Genomic DNA, 17,479 nt, shown 5'->3' on the forward strand with positions numbered 1-17,479 from the left:
CGGAAGTGCGAAAACGCATCAATGCATCACCACGTTCTTGAGCGAGTAGTTCGAGGTGGGCAACACCTCGAAGCCCGTCACGTTGCGGCGGTAGGCATACGGCTCCGTGGGCGTATAGAGGAAGATGAACGGCGCGCCGTCGTGCACGCGCTGCTCGATCTCCTTGAACATCTTGCCGCGCGCTTCGCCGTCCGGCGTCACGCGCTCCTGCGCGTAGAGCGCATTCACGCGCTCGTCCTTCCATTGCGTGTGGAACGCGTTCGCGCGCTCGGGATTGACGGCGGTGAAGCCCGTGAGCTGGTCGGGGTCGATCGTGTCGCTCGTCGCATAGCTAAGCGACATTTCGTAGTTGCCCGCCTTGGTCGTGCTGAACTGCGTGCTCGCCTCGATGGTCTGCAAATCGACCTGCACGCCGATTTGCGCGAGTTCGGCTTGCAGCGCGCTCGCCACCTGGCGCGCCACGGTGTCGCCGCCGGGCACGAGCATGGAAGTCTTGAAGCCGTTGGCGAGACCGGCCTGCGCGAGCAGCGCCTTCGCCTTCGCGACATCGTGCGGGTAGGGCTGCAACTGCGTGTTGTTGTACGCCATGACCGGCAGCGACGATGTGGCCGCGCGCCCATTACCTCGCAGAATGCCCTTGATGATGCCGGCCTGGTCCACGGCGAGGTTGAGCGCCTCGCGCACGCGCGGGTCGCCGAACGGCGGCTTCGTGGTGTTGATCTGCACGAGGTCGATGCGGAACACCGGCGCGCTTTGCACGGCGATGTTCGCATCCTGCTTGAGGCCGTCGACCTGGTTGTAGGGAATGCCCACGATGGCGTCCAGCTCGCCCGCCTTTAGCTTGAGCACGCGCGCATTGTCCTCGGGCACGATCTCGACGCTTGCGCCATCCACCGAAGGCTTGCCCTTTTCCCAGTAGTACGGGTTCTTTTCGAACACCTGGCGCTGGCCGCGCGCCCAGCTCTTGAGCACGAACGGCCCCGAACCCACGGGATGTTCGAAGAACGCGTCGCCTTGTTGCTCCACGAGCTTCTGCGGCAGGATCGAAGCGCTGAACATGGCGAGGTTGTTGAGCATCGGCGTGAAGGGCTTGTCGAGCTTCATCACCACCGTGTGGTCGTCCACGGCGCTGTAGCTCGCAATGGGCTTGAAGAAGCTGGCCCACGACGACTTTTCGCCGGCAGCGCGCTTGAGCGAGTACACCACGTCGGCGGCCGTGACCGGCTGGCCGTTCGAGAAGCGCGCGTCGCCGCGCAGCTTGAAGCGGAACTCCTTGCCGTCGGACGAGACGGTCCACGACTCAGCCACACCCGGTTCGAGGCGCTTGCCGTCGCGGCTCGGGCGCACCAGCTGGTCGTAGATCAGCAGCTCGGTCCAGATGGAAGGGTTGTCGCTCGAAGCAATGGGGTCGAGCGTGAGCGCGTCGGCGCGCACGCCCAGGCGCAGCGTTGCCGCGCTGCCGTCGGGCGCGAACAGCGACGATGCGAGCGTGAGTGCGGCGAGGCTCGCCTTCAGGGCGAGAGAAGTACGGTTCGTGACGGGCACAGGCCTCTCCATGAGTGGGAACGTGTGCTCCGAGTGTCGAAGGGACAAATTTTGGCGTCAAATCACAAGATCACCCCATTGCATAACCTTGCGTTATAGGTTGCGGGGGCAACGAAGTGGGTGCGCGGTGGGCGCAAAGGCGTGTCGGGGGGAGAAAGCACGGTATTTCTGTTTGGCTGGCAGCACGACATTTGAACGTGGCTGGGGCACCAATTCACCATAGCGCGGCATAGTGCCCCCGCTTTGGCGCGGTCTCCCAAACGGCCACGACGCAACAAGTCGGCGCGGCGCAGGCAGCCCCGGCAGATGGTCAGCGCGGTCAACGAAATCTGGAGCGTGGATTTCGTGGCGGACAATCTGTTCGACGGCCGCCGGCTGCGCACGCTCACGGTCGTCGACAACTACACGCGGGAATGTCTGGCGATCGAAGTCAATGGTTCGCTGCGGGGCGAGCATGTCGTTGCAGTGCTGACGCGGCTTGCTCAATGCCGCCCACTTCCGCGCTACATCAAGACAGATAATGGGAGCGAATTCATTTCGAAGGCGCTGGACAAATGGGCGTATGAAAACGGCGTCGAGATTGACTTCTCGCGTCCAGGCAAACCGACCGACAACGCAAAGAATGAATCCTTCAACGGGCGCTTCCGGGAAGAGTGCCTCAACGCGCATTGGTTCTTGTCACTGGCGGACGCCAGAGGCAAAATCGAGGTCTGGCGTGAGTACTATAACGAGGCGCGTCCCCGCTCTGCATTGCAATGGATGACGCCGGCGGAATTTGCCCGTCAGTGCGCCATCCGGGCCGATTCGGCCCACCCCGAGGAGCCGGAGATTTCCAGCCAAAAACGGGACGGGATTTGGGCTATCCTCAACGTGACGATCGACGCCCCGCTACTGAGAGCCGTTGTGAAGAGCGCGCCCCGTATGAATGTTGTTGCCTTCGCAACGATCGGGACGCTCCGTGCCAGACACGCTTCGGCGCTTTGGAACGGCTTGAACGGTGGGCCCTGCTCACGGCCCGCGACTGTGCACCCGATTCAGTCGTGCTCGAATGCGGCGCTCTCCGGGCCAGTATGCCGTCTTGCGCATTCCACGAAGGTGTCCAGACCCGGCGAGCCATAGCTGGGGTTCCACGCGATCAGCGCCGGGGTCACGGCGCCCACATCCGCAAGCGGAACGAAACATACCCCCCGCATGCCGCTGCGGGCCATGCTCTCCGGCACGAGTCCGATGTGGAAACCGTTGGCGACCATTGCCGCGATGCTGAGCCAGGTCCGGGTTGCATGGCGTGTGCGCGGGTGCACGCCGGCACGGCTGAATGCGGCGATGACGTTGTCGTAGTTGGCGGGCGCGATCTCGCGGTCGAACATGACGAAGTGCTCGTGCTCCAGATCCGCGATACGAAGCGACTCCCGCTGCGCGAGGGCATGAGATTCCGGCAGGCAGACAGCCAGCTTGTCCGCGCGTAACGGAATCGATTTCAGCTGGGGCGGCACGGTGGCGGCGTTGATGAAGCCGACATGCAATTCACCGTGCAAAAGCGCCTGGACTTGTTCGGCCGATCCAGTCTCGTGCAGGATGACCTCGATATTCGGCATCACCTCGTCGAATGCCGTGAGGATCCTCGGCACCTCGCGATAGAAGAACGAGCTGGTCACCCCGACATCGAGGCGGCCGCGTCTGCCGCTGGCGACGGCCTTGGCCGTGTCCTTGGCGCGTGCAATACGCTCCAGGATGATGCGGGCCTCCACCAGGAAGGCGGCGCCGGCCGGCGTGAGCTGGACCTGCTTGCTGTCGCGATCGAAGAGGCGGGCGCCGACTTCCTCCTCCAGCGCCCTGATGGCCGAACTCAGCGGCGGCTGCGTAATGGACAGACGCTCCGCCGCTCGCCCGAAATGCAATTCCTCGGCCAGAACGGAGAAGTATCGGAGATAGTGCGTCTTCATCTCAGCATCGATAGCTATTTTTATCTATTTTAGGCTCCGTCAATACTTTCTGTAAATCGTCGGGCCAGGGTTGCGCCGCGCCAATGCATCTTCGATTCGAAAAAAAGATCGTCCGAGCCGAAAACGCAATTGGACGGGAATCGTTGCTCTGCCTACAGTCGCTCGCATGTCGCCGATATCTGACCGGCCGATTACCAACATGCAGGAGACACGATGAAACCGGACGAAAATACGGGCCCTGGGCACGAAACCGCTGCGCAGGCGCGCGGCGGCCCGCTGGCTGGCGTGAGGATCCTGGACCTGACCTCCGTCGTGATGGGGCCTTTCGCAACCCAGATTCTCGCCGCGCTCGGCGCCGAGGTGATCAAGGTCGAGTCACCCGACGGCGACAACATGCGCCATGTGGGGCCGATGAAGCACCCCGGCATGGGGCATATCTTTTTACACGCCAACCGCGGCAAGCGCAGCCTTGTCCTGGACCTCAAGCAGCCTGAAGCGCGCAAGGCGGCGCTGCAACTGGCTGAGCGCTGCGATGTGTTGATCTCCAACGTGCGCCCCCAGGCGATGGCGCGTCTGGGTCTCGACTACGAAGCCGTGCGTGCCGTCAATCCGCGCATCATCCACGTGTCCTGTTGCGGCTTTGGCCAGGACGGCCCGTATGCCGCGAAGCCGGCGTATGACGACCTGATCCAGGGCGCTTCCGGGCTGCCCTGGCTGATGAGCGAGTACGGCGCCGACAAACCCTGCTATGCGCCGCTCACGCTGGCCGACCGTGTCACGGGCTTGCACACGGTCTATGCCGTGACGACGGCCCTCTACGAGCGCGAGAAGTCCGGCACCGGACAGGCGGTCGTCGTGCCCATGTTCGAGGCCATGGCGCAGTTCGTACTGGGGGATCACCTCGCGGGCCTGAGCTTCGAGCCGCAGGACGGCGAGCCCGGCTATGCGCGGCTCCTGACCTCGCACCGCCGGCCGTACAAAACGAAGGACGGGCACCTGTGCGTGCTGATCTACAACGACAAGCACTGGCGCGCGTTCTTCACTGCCATCGGTCAGGCCGGGAAGTTCGAAAGCGATCATCGCTTCTCCACCCATACCAACCGCGCGAGACATATCGACGAGGTCTATGCCTGGGTTGCGGATTTGATGCACACGCGCACCACGGCGGAGTGGCAGGCGCTGCTTCAGCAGGCGGACATCCCGAACATGCCGATGAATTCTCCGCACGATCTGGTGGACGACCCGCATCTCACCGCCGTGGGCTTTATCGGCCATCAGGAGCATCCGACCGAAGGGCCTTTGCGCACGCTGGGCAACCCGACGAGCTGGTCTCGTAGCGCTTGCGTCGAGCCGTCACCCGCCCGGCGTCTGGGCGAGGACTCCGCCGATATCCTCCGCGAGTTGGGTTGGTCCGATGCCGAGATCGATGACCTCGTGCAATCGCATGGCACGGCCACGCCCACCTGAGCACGATTCGGCTCAGTTCTCCTAAAGAATTTCACGAGACACACCATGGATTTCGCACTCACAGAATCCCAGCAGCAGATTGTTGATGCCATCGAGAAAGTTTGCACCCCGTTCGACGCCGATTACTGGTATGCGCGGGACAACGATGGCGAGTTTCCCGAAGCGTTTTACCGCGCGCTCGCCGATGCCGGCTGGCTGGGCATTGCAATGCCGGAGGAGTTTGGCGGCGCGGGGCTCGGCATTACCGAAGCCGCGCTGATGATGCACACCATTGCGAGCACCGGCGCGGGATTGTCAGGCGCGTCGGCGGTGCACATGAACATTTTCGGCCTGCATCCGGTGGTGGTATTTGGCACACAGGAGCAGAAGCAGCGCATGCTGCCGCCGCTGATTGCCGGCAAGGAGAAGGCCTGCTTTGGCGTGACCGAACCCAATGCGGGCCTCAACACCCTCAAGCTCAAGACGCGCGCCGTGCGCGAAGGCGACCACTACGTGGTGCATGGCCAGAAGGTGTTCATCTCCACCGCGCGAGAGGCCGCGAAGATCCTGCTGCTCGCGCGCACCAAGCCGGTGGAGGAGTGCAAGGGTACCGAGGGACTCTCACTGTTCTACACCGACTTCGACCGCAGCAAGATCGAAGTGCACGAGATCCCGAAGATGGGCCGCAAGTGCGTGGATACGAACCAGCTATTCATCGATGGGCTGCGCATTCCCGTGGAGGACCGCATTGGCGAGGAGGGCAAGGGCTTTGAATACATCCTGCACGGCATGAACCCGGAGCGCATCTTGATCGCGAGCGAGGCGATCGGTCTCGGCCGCGCGGCGCTCTCGCGCGCTGCCAGATATGCCGGCGAGCGCGAGGTGTTCAACCGTCCCATCGGCAAGAACCAGGGCATTCAGCATCCGCTCGCCGAGCGCTGGATCGAGCTGGAAGCCGCCTTTTTGCTGGCGATGAAGGCCGCATGGCTGTACGACCAGCGCAAGCCTTGCGGCGCCGAGGCCAATGCCGCGAAGTTCTTCGGCGCGGAAGCGGGTTTTCGCGCCTGCGAGACGGCAATCTTCACGCACGGCGGCATGGGCTACGCGAAGGAGTTTCATGTGGAGCGCTACATGCGCGAGAGCTGGATTCCGCGCCTCGCGCCCGTGAGCCCGCAACTGATCCTGTGCTTCATCGCCGAAAAGGTGCTGGGGCTGCCGAAATCCTACTGAGCGGGCGCGTATGGACTATCGAAACCTTGAAATCGCGGTCGCCCGCGGCGTCGCCACGATCTGGCTCAACCGTCCCGACATGCGCAATGCAATGAACGAGGCGCTGATCAGCGAGCTGACCGACGCGGTGCGCGCAGTGGGCGCCGACACCGGCGTACGGGTAGTCGTGCTGGGGGGGCGCGGCAAGGCATTCTGTGCCGGCGCCGACCTGGGCTGGATGAAGCAGATGGCCGAATACAGCCACGCGGAAAACCGGGCCAGCGCAGTGGAGCTGGCGCGGATGCTCAACACGCTGCATACCTGCCCCAAGCCGACGATCGCACGCGTGCACGGACATGCCTTTGCTGGCGGCATGGGACTGGCATCGGCCTGCGATATTCGTATTGCCGATCCTGCGGCCGAGTTCTGCCTGAGCGAAGTTCGCATCGGTCTCGTGCCGGCGACGATTTCTCCGTACGTGGTGCAGGCCATGGGAGCGGCGGCCGCTCGGCGCTATATGCTGAGCGCCGAGCGCTTGACGGCCACCGAGGCGCACCGTATCGGCTTCGTGCATGCCCTATGCGAGCCGGGTGCGATCGACGCAGCCGTTGACCGCTTTGCGCAACAGCTGCTCGGCGCCGGACCGGCCGCGCTGGCGCGCACCAAGCAGTTGCTCGATGACGTGGTGGATCGTCCGGTCGACGAGGCATTGCTGGAGATGACCGCCGACGTCATTGCCGATGTGCGCGCGTCAACCGAAGGCCGCGAGGGTCTCAGCGCCTTCCTCGAGAAACGCAAGCCTGCATGGGAGGGGGCATGACCCAGGTCCGTATCGTCGAGGTTGGCCCCCGTGACGGGCTCCAGAACGAAACGCAGACGGTTGTGACCGCAACGAAGATCGAACTCATCGAACGTTTGGTCGCGGCGGGTCTGCGCACGGTCGAGGCGACATCTTTCGTTTCGCCCAGGTGGGTGCCGCAAATGGCCGATCACGCCGAGCTGATGGCGGCGCTCCCGCGGCATCCGGGCGTGACCTACCCGGTGCTGACGCCCAACCTGAAGGGGTTCGAGGCGGCGTTGACGCATGGCGTGCGCGAAGTGGCCGTATTCGCCGCTGCCTCGGAGAGCTTCTCCCAACGCAACATCAATTGCTCGATCAGCGAGTCGATCGAGCGCTTTCAGCCTGTGTTCGAGGCCGCGCAGCGCGAAGGCGTGCGTGTGCGCGGCTATGTCTCGTGCGTGGTGAGCTGCCCCTATGAAGGGCCGGTCGATCCGCAACGGGTGGCCGAGGTCGCCGCGCAAATGATGGCGCTGGGCAGTTATGAAGTGTCGCTGGGAGACACCATCGGCACAGGCACGCCGGCTTCGGTATTGCGCATGCTGGAGGCGGTCGCCACGCGCGTGCCGGTGGCGCAACTGGCCGGTCATTACCACGACACCTATGGCATGGCCGCGGCCAACGTACACGCCTCGTACCAGTTCGGGCTGCGCGTGTTCGACAGCTCCGTGAGCGGTCTGGGCGGCTGTCCGTATGCGAAGGGCGCGTCGGGGAACATCGCGACGGAAGACGTGGTTTACCTGCTGCACGGCCTGGGCGCTACGACCGGCATCGACCTCGAGCGGCTCGTCGACACTTCCGTCTGGATTTCACAGCAACTCGGGCGCGAGCCGGGTTCCAGGGTGACTCGGGCGATGTTCGCCAAACGCCAGAGCATCTGACAAGGCGGCTGCCTTTTTTATTAGAAATATCTGCCGTACTTAAACGGCGCACGGAGACAACATGCTGGCAATCATCGGGCTCATATCGGTATTGACGCTACTGACGCTCATCCTGACGAAGAAGATGTCGCCCCTCGTGGCGCTGATCGCCGTACCCATCGTTGCCGCACTGATCAGCGGCTCCGGATTGAAAACGGCGACGTTCGTCGTCAAGGGCATCGAGAGCGTTGCGCCCGTCGTCGGCATGTTTATCTTTGCGATTCTGTACTTTGGCATTGTGAGCGATGCCGGCATGCTGGATCCCATCATCAACCGCATTCTCCGGATGGTGGGCGGGCGCCCCACGCGCATTCTGATGGGCACGGCAATGCTCGCGCTGCTCATTCACCTCGACGGCTCCGGCGCGGTGTGCTTCCTCGTCACGGTGCCAGCCATGTTGCCGGTCTATGAACGGCTCAACATGGACAAGCGCTTGTTGACTTGCATGGCGGCGTTGGGGGCGGGCATCAATTTTCTGCCCTGGAGCGGGGTCATGATCCGTGCTTCCGTCGCGCTGCATATCCCGGCCATCGATATTTTCACCCCGCTCATTGGCGCTCAGGTGGTAGGCATCGTATTCGTGCTCGTGACCGCGTTCGTATTGGGCAAGCGTGAAGAGCGGCGCCTCGGCCTGGTGCACGATGGCGCCGCGTTCGTCGTGCCGACGCGCGAGTTGTCAGAACAGGAGCGGGCGCTGCGCCGGCCGAAAATGTTCTGGGCAAACCTCGGCCTGACCGTCCTGGTGATGGGCGTGATGATCAGCGGCAAGGTCGAGCCGGTCGTGATGTTCATGATCGGCACGGTCATCGCGCTGTTTCTCAACTACCCGAATGCCGACGAACAGCGCGCACGCGTTGACGCGCATGCCCGCGCCGCGCTGATGATGGCCGGCGTGCTGCTCGCGGCCGGCGCCTTTACCGGTGTCATGTCCGGAACCGGCATGCTCAATGCCATGGCGAACGCCGCCGTTCACTTCATTCCTGCGGAACACGCCTCGCATATCCCGTTCATCATGGGGCTGATCTCCATGCCGCTGAGCCTGATTTTCGATCCGGATTCGTTCTACTTCGGCATTCTGCCGGTCGTGGCGAACGCGGCGCATCAGCTTGGCGTCCCGCAAATTCAGGTTGCTCAGGCCGCCATTCTCGGGCAGATGACCACCGGCTTTCCGGTGAGCCCGCTGACGCCCGCGACGTTTCTTCTGGTCGGCCTGGCAGGACTGGAATTGTCCGAGCATCAAAAATTCGCCATTCCGTTCCTTTTCGGCGCGTCGGTTGTCATGACGTTGGCATGCGTGGTGATGGGCGTCTTTCCGCTCTGAATACGACGAATCCGATCCACCTGAAAACGGGGTTGCGCGCCGCGCCCTCGGCGAAGCGCGCTTCACCGCCCGGCTACGACGCGCGCGTGAACGTCCCCAAGCCCTGCTCGTTGAAATTGTCGAGCGTCACCTGCTGCCCCGCGAAACTGACCTCGAAGCGCGAGCCAGCCGGAGCCTCCGTGGGCGGCAGGACGTAGCTGAACACGTCGCCGTTCCAGTGCGTGCAGGTGAACTGCGTGCTGGCGGGGCCGAGAGTGAGCACGAGCGCATTGTCCTGGACGGCGACCTGGAGCGGACCGAAATAGTCGTTGGCGTAGACGCCAGCGTAATTGGCGAGCGGCTGCGCGGGTGCAGGAGACGCGGGGGGCGTCGCGCCCGCCAGCGCGCCCACCGGTTGCGAGTACACGGCGAACACCGAGGTAAAAAACGCCAGCCAGTCCTGCTGGGCCTTGCCATACTGCACGAGATCGAAAAACTGTTGCGCGAGCGCTTCGGGCACGCCCACTGGCGCCGTGTTGGTGAGCACGACAATGGCGAGGTCCATTGACGGCACGACCATGAAGGTAGTCGCCGCGCCGGCGGTGAACGCGCCGGAATGATTGAACATTGCGCGGCCGCTGGCGGTCGTGCTCACAACGAAGCCGTAGCCGTAATACGCGGCCGGCAGCGTCGCGGTGGCGGGGCGGCTCTCGATCTGCTGGGAGAGTGCCGGCTGAAGCGCGCTGGCGGGAATCACCACCTGTCCGTTGACGGTACCGTTGCGAAGCAGCATGGCTAGCCATCGGGCCATGTCGTTCGCGGACGAACTGACGCCGCCCGCCGGTGACTGGGGGTCGGGGTCACGCAGCGGGCCGGGCACGTATTTGCCGTTGACCAGAACATGGCCCGCGGCCGCATTCGAGCGTGCGGCGAAATCGGCGTAGAGCGAACTGGTGCGCGTCATGCCGAGCGGCTGGTAGATCGCTTGCTGCGAGAGCGTGGCCCAGTCCACGCCCGCTGCCGCCGCGACGCCGGCCGCGCCCGCGGTGAGCCCGAAGTTCGTGTAGTGATAGGTCGTACGGAACGGGTCGAGCGCGAGGTAGTGCAGACGTTGCAGTATCTGCGTCTGGTCGTAGCCGATCTCTTCGAGGGTGTCGCCGGCATGCTCTGGCAATCCCGAGCGATGCGCGTAGAGATCGCCGACCGTCACCTTCGCCGTGGTGGTCGGGTCGGCCAGCGTGAACCACGGCAGTACGCGGGACATGGGGGTGTCCCAGCTCACGACGCCTTGACCGACCTGCGCCGCGACGACCGTCGCCCCGACAGATTTGGAGACCGAAGCGAGCTGGAACACGGTGTCGGCGTTGACACCCTGCTGGGTTGTCACGCTGGTGACGCCGTAGCCCTGCGCGAAGACGGTGTTCGTGCCCCGCACAACCGCGACCGACATGCCGGGGATGCCCGAGGTTGCCATCATGCTGCGTGCGAGCCCATCGAGTTGCGCAAGTGCCGCATTAACCTGTGCATCCGATACTGGCCCGGTTGCCGAACCCGAACTTGTTGTCACGGCGGCGCTACCGCCACATGCGCTCAGCGCGCCACACAATGCCGTGCCCAGAACGCGCCGACGCATCAGGAAGTGGGGAGTCGTTGTGGATTCCGCTTTCATTGTCATGATGAGTTGTGGTTGGTTTGCATATGTCGTTGAGAAGTTCGATGCCGGCATTGCCATGGCAGGGCGTAGTGCCGGCGTTGCCGCTTGTCGCCGCGGGAATACGGACAGCAACCACATGGGCGAACCACTTTCGCGTCGATAGCAGCCCGAGGGCCAATTGCGATCGCAGCGACCGCGTACTTCAAGAACGTGAGCTTGCCGGAGACCTGTTCATCCACGGTTGGCCGTTGCGAGCGGATGATAAAGACGCAGAACGCGACGGCGAATGGCCGCGCGGGCCGTGTTGCCGGAACCCTGTTGATGCCAATTACTATCGAGTTATGCTGACCACTTTCACCGGGGAATCCTGTCTCGAAGCTTCATGGATAATAGCAAGTTGAAACAACAAATTCAGTAATCCGAAGATGCCAGGGTGAACCTTCGCTGGCTCGCTGCTACCCCATGTGGAGCGCCTGCGCGATGTGGCGGGCGAGGGTGCTTTCATCGACAGGCTTATGCAGCAGCGCGTCGCCAATGCGGGTTACATGCCGGATACGTGCCGGGTCAATGTCGCCGCTCACAAAGATGACCGAAAGCGCTGGTGACCTGCGGCGGAATTCTGTAGCCACTCAAGCAGTGAGTCGGGTGTCGATGTTATCGGACTCCAGCCAGGCTCGACGAAGCGTGACCGCTTCGGCAGCTTTCAGGACGTGGCGGTCATCGCTTTCGTCGAGCCCGTTACCTGTTACTAATACTAATCAGACCAGCACGCCACCGCCGTCGACAACTATGGTCTGGCCCGTAGCATAGCGATTGGTCATTAAGTAGATGTACGTTTGCGCGAGGTCCTTCGCTTCGCCGATACGACCAACTGGCAGGGCCACTCCGCTCGCGGCGTAGAGCGCTTCGCGCTCGGACTCGGGCAAGTCATCCCATAACGGCGTGCGCACCAAACCTGGACTCACGAGGTTGACGCGAATGGGCGCCAACTCCAACGCGAGTGCCCGTGTGAGACCTTCCATCGCGCTGCAAACGCCGGCCAGTGCCGTCCAACCCTTGTGTGGCCGCACGCTCGCAATACCGCCGGTCAGCACCACGGAGCCGCCGGGACGGAGAAACGGCACTGCATGCTTGACGGCGGCAATGGCGCCGAAGAGTCGCACTTCGAAAGTCTGACGGACCGTCGCGAGGTCCATGTCGGCGAGCGCTCCGGTTCGCAACGAATCCCCCGCGCTATAGACCAGATGGTCGAAAGCGCCGACTTGCCCAAACAGCGCGCGTATTGCGGCTTCGTTACTCAGATCGACCGTGTATCCCTTGACCCGGTCGCCGAGTTTCGCGACTGCGTCGGCGACTCGCTCGCTGCGTGATGAAACGACGCTTACCGAGGCACCGACGGCCAGCGCGGCTTGGGCCGTGGCAAGGCCGATTCCTGATGTGCCGCCCAGCAGGACGACGTGTTGATGCTGGAGATTCGCGCCTGCAATAGTCATGGTGAGTACTCAATGTGGATTGTGAGTGAAGCGAAGGCCCTAGTATTATTTTTTAGTCGGATTTGATAAACCCGACATTCCTTCGAACACTCCTTAACTGGGCTTGTGAATGGATCGATTCAGCAGCATGGCGGTATTTGCACGCGTGGTCGAACTCGGCAGCTTTACCGCCGCAGCCGAAGGCAGCGGTATGACGCCCACGATGGTGGGCAACCATATTCGAGAGCTGGAGCGACGCCTCGAAGGCCGACTGCTCAATCGCACCACACGGCGTCAGAGCCTGACCGAACTCGGCAAGCGTTATCACGCGCGATGTCTCGAAATTCTGGCGCTGGTGGAGTCTGCCGAACTGGATGCGCGAGAGATGCAGAACAGCCCGCGTGGCCGGTTGCGGGTGAGTTGCCCGGTCATCTATGGCACGCGTGTGCTCGTACCGGCGCTTGCCGCGTACCTCGACCGCTATCCAGAGGTTCAGGTGGAGCTGTCACTTAACGATCGCTTCGTCGATCTGGCGGACGAAGGTTTCGACGCTGCCATCCGCGCTGGCGTACTGCCGGACTCGGGCTTGATTGCGCGGCCGTTGACCCATTCGCCGCGTATCGCCTGCGCATCACCGGCCTATCTGGCACGCTACGGGCAGCCGCAAGTGCCCGCCGATCTGGTACAGCACGACTGCCTGACTTTTGTGGCCGCAGCGGGAGCCCAACGTGAATGGTATTTCGCCCGTCCCGACGGCAATGGCGTGGAGTGCATTGCGGTGCGTGGGCGGCTCGATGTCAATGGCGGCCTCGCGCTTCGCGAAGCCGCACTCGCCGGACTGGGCGTAATTTTTCAGCCTCAGGTAATGCTGCAGGAAGATCTGGATGCGGGTCGGCTCGTTCGTCTTTTTCCCGACTGGCCGGCGCAGACCTGGCCTATCCATGTGGTGCATCTGCCCGACGCGCGCATGCCGCCGAAGCTGGCGAGTTTCATCGCCTTCCTCCAGGAAACGCTCGGGCACGACAGCGAACCTTAGACCGGCCATGTCATGGGAAAGTGCTCTGTCGCCACTCAGCGGCGAGTTTCCGTCACGGTTTGAATGGCGGGTCTGGTTGATCACAGACACCCGGCACGCCTGGTTCGCGTGAGCGGAGCAGCCGATCGGATGACTGTGTAATGGCGATGGCGAACGGCGGCAACTGGCCTGTTGGGGCCTGATGTGCTTTGCATTGCGTCGTTATGCATAGTCGCGCGGAGAATGACGGAAGGCAATCGCAGTTCTGAGACGCAGGAGCGTGGTAACACATTCACTGTTGCGACAGTGATCGAATGAATGCGGCCCGTCGTCAAGCCTGACGAAGCGGCGCTGTCACCACTTCGTGTCGTCTAGCAGCCGATCGAAAAGCCGGTTGCGCAACTCGTCGGGCACGGCTGACAGCCCGAGCAGCGTGCTGAACGCGATGCCGCTCGCCGCAAAGTAGCGCAGCAACGAGAGTTCGAGGTCCCGTGCCTCGGCTTGAAGTTTCTCCATCTTGACCGCATCGTGAATTTTGAGGTCATCGAGGAGGGCCGGGCTTTCGATCAGGGCCGCAAGCACCGCGCGTGCGACGGAGTCCGGCTGGTTGATCGACTCCCTGAAGATAGCGATCTGTGTGGAAAGAACGGGTTCAGTCCGTGCCGTGCCACCGGCCAGGTGCTCGTGCGCGATCTGCTCGAACTGCTCGCGCTGACGATCAAGCAGCGCGCGCAGCACCCCGAGCTTGTTGCGAAACTGGTGAAGCAGTCCGCCTTTGCTAATGCCACTCTCGCGCGCAAGCGCATCGAAGGTCAATCCGCCGACTCCGTCTCGGCTCAAGATTGCAAGCGCAGCGTCAATTGCCTTTTTGCGGGAAATCTCGGAACGTGTCTGGTTATCCATTGTTGCTGGGCGCTGCATTTCGCGCTCGCATGGTGCGCGTACGGCCTGCACGCGGGAGGAGAGCGCCGGTTTGATGACGAAACCGCGATTGTACCCCTCCGGTCGGTCAAAAACAAACCGGGTAGACGGTTTACACTCGAGCGAGCCGATGCTACTCTTCGTCGCATCGTGACCTCAGCCGAATGCCCGGGGCATTTGGCACCATTTGAAAGGATGCTTCCGTGCTCAATATCCGATTCGCCAAGACGTCGTCAGCTTGCGTAGTACTCCTGATGGTGTCCGCGTGTGCGGGCGTGCAGCCCGTCGCCTATACGAGCCTCGCCTCGTCTTCGCAGTTGAAGGAGAACCGGGATAACGACTCGTCCCAAACGCCGTTCAGGTATGCGGCGCCCGTTATCTGGTCGCGCTATTCGGAGATCATCGTCGATCCGGTCGTGGTGTACCAGGGCAGCGATAACCAGTTCGGCGACTTGTCGGACGAAGACAAGGCCGCGCTCGCCGACTACATGAACAAGACCTTTGCAGAGAGACTGTCAAAACGGTTCGATCTGGCAACCCATCCGTCGTCGGCGGCGCTGCGCGTGAAGCTCACCTTGACGGGCGCGGAGAAAACGACTGCCGTGATCGGTCAAGTGATGCACTTCGATATCGCCGGAAATCTCTATAACGGCGTTCAGGCGATCCGCGGAGGCAAGGGGGCGTTCAGCGGTTCGGTGTCGTATGCCGTGGAAGTGTACGACAGCGCGTCGGGGCGTCTGCTGCGCGCCTATGTGACAAAACAATATCCGAACGCGATGAATCTGCCGGCGGCGTTCGGTTCTCTGAGCGCGGCCAGAACCGGCATCGACAAGGGCGCCGACGCACTCGTCGCGCAGTTGCGCTGACAGTTGTGCTGACTACGAGGCTGTCTGGGCCAAGGGGGCGTTGTCGCCTTGTTTTCGTGCCAGTCGCCTGTTGTGGGCCGCGTTCATTCAATGACGGACATTCGTGAATTGACCATGCATGCCTTCGCCGAACTCGTGATGTCGGTTTCCCCGCCGCTGATGGTGTCAATTGCCTTCGGCGTGGCCTATTTGCTCGTCGGCATGCCATTCCACGTGACACAAGGCCCGGGTTCGCGAGACGGCTATGGGACGATGGCAGGCCTGCTCGCGTCCCTGATTTATATCGCATTCGCGATCGGCTACCGGTCCGAATTTCACTGACAACCTCGCCTGGTTGCGCGCACACCGTGAATCATCCGGCTAAGAGAATCGAACGAGCGCGACGGCATCGCGCACCCGGACAGCGTGTACAACGACGGGCTGCCCACAATGCGTCGAGCTTCTTTGCTGGCGCGCTCGGCCGTGCATTGGCCTTCGCGTACCGATATGCGATCGGCGTGTGGGATGTCGTCACGGGGAAATTGTGAATGACTGGCTGCGACCCAGGGTAATCTGGGCCGCGTTGCTCGTGGGGGCCTTGATTGGCGGTTTGGCGTTTGCTCATGCGCTGATGGAGGGCGGTCCTCTCGTAACCGTGAGCTTTGCGTCCGGCGCAGGGTTGGCTATCGGGAAAACGCGCGTGCGTTATCGCGGGGTGGATATCGGCCGGCTCGCCCGTCTACATATCTCGGCTGACGGTCTACACGTCTACGCCGAGTTGCAACTCGATGCCGCCGCGCAGCGCGCCGCGATGTGCGGAACGAAGTTCTGGGTGGTGCGCCCGCGCATTGACGTGAGAGACATTTCGGGGCTCATGACCGCTGTCACCGGTACCTGGATCGACGTCGATATCGACCGCCATTCGATTCGAGCCTGTCATGCATTCACCGGCCTGGATATGCCGCCCGTGATGACCGGCGAGGAGGACGGCGCGCGTTTCGTCCTTCGTGCCGCTTCGCTCGGGTCCTTGCATGCCGGCTCACCCGTTTATTTTCGCGGCGCGCAGGTCGGGCAGGTTCTCGGTTATTCGCTGGAGCGCAATGGCGGTAACGTTCGCATCGGCGTGTTTGTACGTAAGCCTTTTGATCGCCTGGTCGCTTCCGGTACTCGATGGTGGCAGTCGAGCGGTGTCGAGTTCACACTTGACTCCGCCGGCATGAGGCTGGACTCGCCGCCGTCCGCGGCGCTGCTTGAGGGCGGCGTGGCGTTCGACACGTCGCATGGGAACGTCCGTGCCGAGGCGAACGCGAACGCCAATGACTTTCCGCTCGCAGGTAGCCGGGCAGACGCCATGCGGGCGAACTACGGGCCGCCTGCCGTGGTCCAGATGCGCTTCGCGCAGTCGGTGCGAGGTTTGTCGGTTGGGGCGCACGTCGAATTTCGGGGTGTCGTATTGGGTACGGTCACAGCCGTTAATATCGACCTCAAACCCGCGAGCGAGCATTTTGACATGCTGGTCACGCTGAGCCTTTATCCCTCAAGGCTCGGGCGAAGCTATCGCGATGCATTGGGAGACGGCGCGGGAGCAGCAGGCAAGGTGTTGCTACGTAATCTCGTGGTCCAGGGACTACGCGCACAGGTGCGCACCGGAAGTCTCCTGACTGGCCAGAAGTACATCGCGCTCGACGTATTTCCGCACGCGCCCCCGGCCCACGTCGATACGGATCGCTCGCCTGTCGAATTGCCGACCTTGTCCAACTCGCTTGAGGAACTTCAGGAGCAGTTGTCGACCATCGTGCACCGACTCGACCAGATGCCGATCAATCAGATTGGGAGCAATCTGGACGCGACGCTCCAGCAGTCGAACGCATTGTTTGCGCGGCTCGATGCGGAAGTCGTTCCTGCGGCGCACTCGACACTTGAATCGGCGCAGCGGGCGTTTCGGTCGGCAAAGGAGATTCTTGACCAGGGTTCGCCATTGCAGAGTGACGTAGGCCAGGCGTTGACCGAGTTGCGACGCACGCTTGCAGGCTTGAACGCACTTTCCGATTATCTCGAACGTCACCCCGAGGCGTTGATCCAGGGGAAGGGGGGCGATCATTGAGTAATCCTTCGCATTGGTGGATTCGCAGTGTGATTGCGGCGCCCGGCGGACATGTACTGGCAGCTCGCATCGAGCCACGAAGAAACCGTGGTGCGCGCGGAGCTTGATCCCGCTCCGCTCGACGCGTATCGCGCTACGGTGCCGGTATGGCTGGATCGACGCCCGGACGTGTACGAGGAAGCCATGGGTGCGATATGTCGCCCGCCTGACGCTGCCTGAACGGTCAGACGTTGATTAGTCGTATCGATGGCCCTTATAAGCAGTGGT

15 protein-coding genes and 1 pseudogene are annotated in these 17,479 nt (G+C 62.6%); 11 read left to right on the forward strand and 5 right to left on the reverse strand.

Annotation, left to right across the window (positions count from 1 at the left end):
• Window positions 1-18: 18 nt before the first annotated feature.
• Window positions 19-1,545, reverse strand: coding sequence for an ABC transporter substrate-binding protein (locus C7402_RS23810; protein ID WP_244314916.1), 1,527 nt, complete (start codon window positions 1,543-1,545; stop codon window positions 19-21).
• A 258-nt stretch (window positions 1,546-1,803) separates the two neighbouring features.
• Here C7402_RS23810 and C7402_RS23815 point away from each other — a divergent pair.
• Window positions 1,804-2,382, forward strand: a pseudogene (locus tag C7402_RS23815) (IS3 family transposase); the annotation flags it as partial.
• A 197-nt stretch (window positions 2,383-2,579) separates the two neighbouring features.
• On the opposite strand, the gene C7402_RS23820 reads toward C7402_RS23815, so the two are convergent.
• Complete coding sequence (locus C7402_RS23820) at window positions 2,580-3,488, reverse strand: LysR substrate-binding domain-containing protein (RefSeq protein WP_112174106.1); 909 nt, start codon at window positions 3,486-3,488, stop codon at window positions 2,580-2,582.
• A 213-nt stretch (window positions 3,489-3,701) separates the two neighbouring features.
• On the opposite strand from C7402_RS23820, the gene C7402_RS23825 reads away from it, so the two are divergent.
• The 5 genes from C7402_RS23825 (at window position 3,702) to C7402_RS23845 (ending at window position 9,222) form a co-directional block, all read left to right on the forward strand.
• A complete protein-coding gene (locus tag C7402_RS23825) occupies window positions 3,702-4,955 on the forward strand; it encodes a CaiB/BaiF CoA transferase family protein (RefSeq protein WP_112174105.1) in 1,254 nt (417 codons plus the stop codon).
• A gap of 45 nt (window positions 4,956-5,000) precedes the next feature.
• Complete coding sequence (locus tag C7402_RS23830) at window positions 5,001-6,164, forward strand: acyl-CoA dehydrogenase family protein (RefSeq protein WP_116612373.1); 1,164 nt, start codon at window positions 5,001-5,003, stop codon at window positions 6,162-6,164.
• A gap of 10 nt (window positions 6,165-6,174) precedes the next feature.
• Entirely contained in the window at window positions 6,175-6,963 is a 789-nt protein-coding gene (locus C7402_RS23835; RefSeq protein ID WP_116612374.1) for an enoyl-CoA hydratase/isomerase family protein, read from the forward strand.
• Complete coding sequence (locus tag C7402_RS23840) at window positions 6,960-7,862, forward strand: hydroxymethylglutaryl-CoA lyase (protein WP_116612375.1); 903 nt, start codon at window positions 6,960-6,962, stop codon at window positions 7,860-7,862. The genes C7402_RS23835 and C7402_RS23840 overlap by 4 nt, the downstream gene beginning before the upstream one ends.
• Window positions 7,863-7,923: 61 nt before the next feature.
• Entirely contained in the window at window positions 7,924-9,222 is a 1,299-nt protein-coding gene (locus tag C7402_RS23845) for a CitMHS family transporter (protein ID WP_116612376.1), read from the forward strand.
• Window positions 9,223-9,295: 73 nt separating this feature from the next.
• On the opposite strand, the gene C7402_RS23850 is transcribed toward C7402_RS23845, so the two are convergent.
• Together C7402_RS23850 and C7402_RS23855 are read right to left on the reverse strand one after the other, a co-directional pair.
• Window positions 9,296-10,834: a serine hydrolase gene (locus C7402_RS23850; protein WP_116612377.1), complete on the reverse strand. Its 1,539-nt coding sequence runs from the start codon at window positions 10,832-10,834 to the stop codon at window positions 9,296-9,298.
• A 779-nt stretch (window positions 10,835-11,613) separates the two neighbouring features.
• Entirely contained in the window at window positions 11,614-12,348 is a 735-nt protein-coding gene (locus tag C7402_RS23855) for an SDR family oxidoreductase (protein WP_116612378.1), read from the reverse strand.
• Between the two features lie 109 nt (window positions 12,349-12,457).
• Between C7402_RS23855 and C7402_RS23860 the strand changes: the two genes are divergently transcribed.
• Window positions 12,458-13,363, forward strand: coding sequence for a LysR family transcriptional regulator (locus C7402_RS23860; RefSeq protein ID WP_116612379.1), 906 nt, complete (start codon window positions 12,458-12,460; stop codon window positions 13,361-13,363).
• A gap of 333 nt (window positions 13,364-13,696) precedes the next feature.
• Here C7402_RS23860 and C7402_RS23865 read toward each other — a convergent pair whose 3' ends face one another.
• Window positions 13,697-14,245 carry a TetR/AcrR family transcriptional regulator gene (locus tag C7402_RS23865; RefSeq protein WP_112174094.1) on the reverse strand — a complete coding sequence of 183 codons (549 nt, stop codon included), beginning with the start codon at window positions 14,243-14,245 and terminating at the stop codon, window positions 13,697-13,699.
• Window positions 14,246-14,517: 272 nt separating this feature from the next.
• Between C7402_RS23865 and C7402_RS23870 the strand changes: the two genes are divergently transcribed.
• The 4 genes from C7402_RS23870 (at window position 14,518) to C7402_RS47045 (ending at window position 17,431) form a co-directional block, all read left to right on the forward strand.
• Window positions 14,518-15,129 (forward strand): DUF3313 domain-containing protein, encoded by a 612-nt coding sequence (locus C7402_RS23870; RefSeq protein WP_116612380.1) that lies wholly within the window; start codon window positions 14,518-14,520, stop codon window positions 15,127-15,129.
• A gap of 114 nt (window positions 15,130-15,243) precedes the next feature.
• The gene (locus tag C7402_RS23875) at window positions 15,244-15,450 is read left to right on the forward strand and encodes a hypothetical protein (protein WP_244314917.1); all 207 of its coding nucleotides are present in this window, start codon (window positions 15,244-15,246) and stop codon (window positions 15,448-15,450) included.
• Between the two features lie 202 nt (window positions 15,451-15,652).
• A complete protein-coding gene (locus C7402_RS23880) occupies window positions 15,653-17,212 on the forward strand; it encodes a PqiB family protein (RefSeq protein ID WP_244314918.1) in 1,560 nt (519 codons plus the stop codon).
• A gap of 51 nt (window positions 17,213-17,263) precedes the next feature.
• Window positions 17,264-17,431: a hypothetical protein gene (locus C7402_RS47045; RefSeq protein WP_165841975.1), complete on the forward strand. Its 168-nt coding sequence runs from the start codon at window positions 17,264-17,266 to the stop codon at window positions 17,429-17,431.
• Window positions 17,432-17,479 lie beyond the last annotated feature (48 nt).

The organism is Paraburkholderia unamae (assembly GCF_003096875.1).
Lineage (GTDB): Bacteria > Pseudomonadota > Gammaproteobacteria > Burkholderiales > Burkholderiaceae > Paraburkholderia > Paraburkholderia unamae.

Excerpts from the sequence above, each read along its gene's own strand:
- C7402_RS23830 (WP_116612373.1), top strand. The coding sequence starts at position 5,001 with ATGGATTTCGCACTCACAGAATCCCAGCAGCAGATTGTTGATGCCATC.
- C7402_RS23855 (WP_116612378.1), bottom strand. The coding sequence starts at position 12,348 with ATGACTATTGCAGGCGCGAATCTCCAGCATCAACACGTCGTCCTGCTG.
- C7402_RS23850 (WP_116612377.1), bottom strand. The coding sequence starts at position 10,834 with ATGCGTCGGCGCGTTCTGGGCACGGCATTGTGTGGCGCGCTGAGCGCA.
- C7402_RS23865 (WP_112174094.1), bottom strand. The coding sequence starts at position 14,245 with ATGGATAACCAGACACGTTCCGAGATTTCCCGCAAAAAGGCAATTGAC.
- C7402_RS23840 (WP_116612375.1), top strand. The coding sequence starts at position 6,960 with ATGACCCAGGTCCGTATCGTCGAGGTTGGCCCCCGTGACGGGCTCCAG.
- C7402_RS23835 (WP_116612374.1), top strand. The coding sequence starts at position 6,175 with ATGGACTATCGAAACCTTGAAATCGCGGTCGCCCGCGGCGTCGCCACG.
- C7402_RS23820 (WP_112174106.1), bottom strand. The coding sequence starts at position 3,488 with ATGAAGACGCACTATCTCCGATACTTCTCCGTTCTGGCCGAGGAATTG.
- C7402_RS23845 (WP_116612376.1), top strand. The coding sequence starts at position 7,924 with ATGCTGGCAATCATCGGGCTCATATCGGTATTGACGCTACTGACGCTC.
- C7402_RS47045 (WP_165841975.1), top strand. The coding sequence starts at position 17,264 with ATGTACTGGCAGCTCGCATCGAGCCACGAAGAAACCGTGGTGCGCGCG.
- C7402_RS23875 (WP_244314917.1), top strand. The coding sequence starts at position 15,244 with ATGCATGCCTTCGCCGAACTCGTGATGTCGGTTTCCCCGCCGCTGATG.
- C7402_RS23825 (WP_112174105.1), top strand. The coding sequence starts at position 3,702 with ATGAAACCGGACGAAAATACGGGCCCTGGGCACGAAACCGCTGCGCAG.
- C7402_RS23870 (WP_116612380.1), top strand. The coding sequence starts at position 14,518 with ATGGTGTCCGCGTGTGCGGGCGTGCAGCCCGTCGCCTATACGAGCCTC.
- C7402_RS23860 (WP_116612379.1), top strand. The coding sequence starts at position 12,458 with ATGGATCGATTCAGCAGCATGGCGGTATTTGCACGCGTGGTCGAACTC.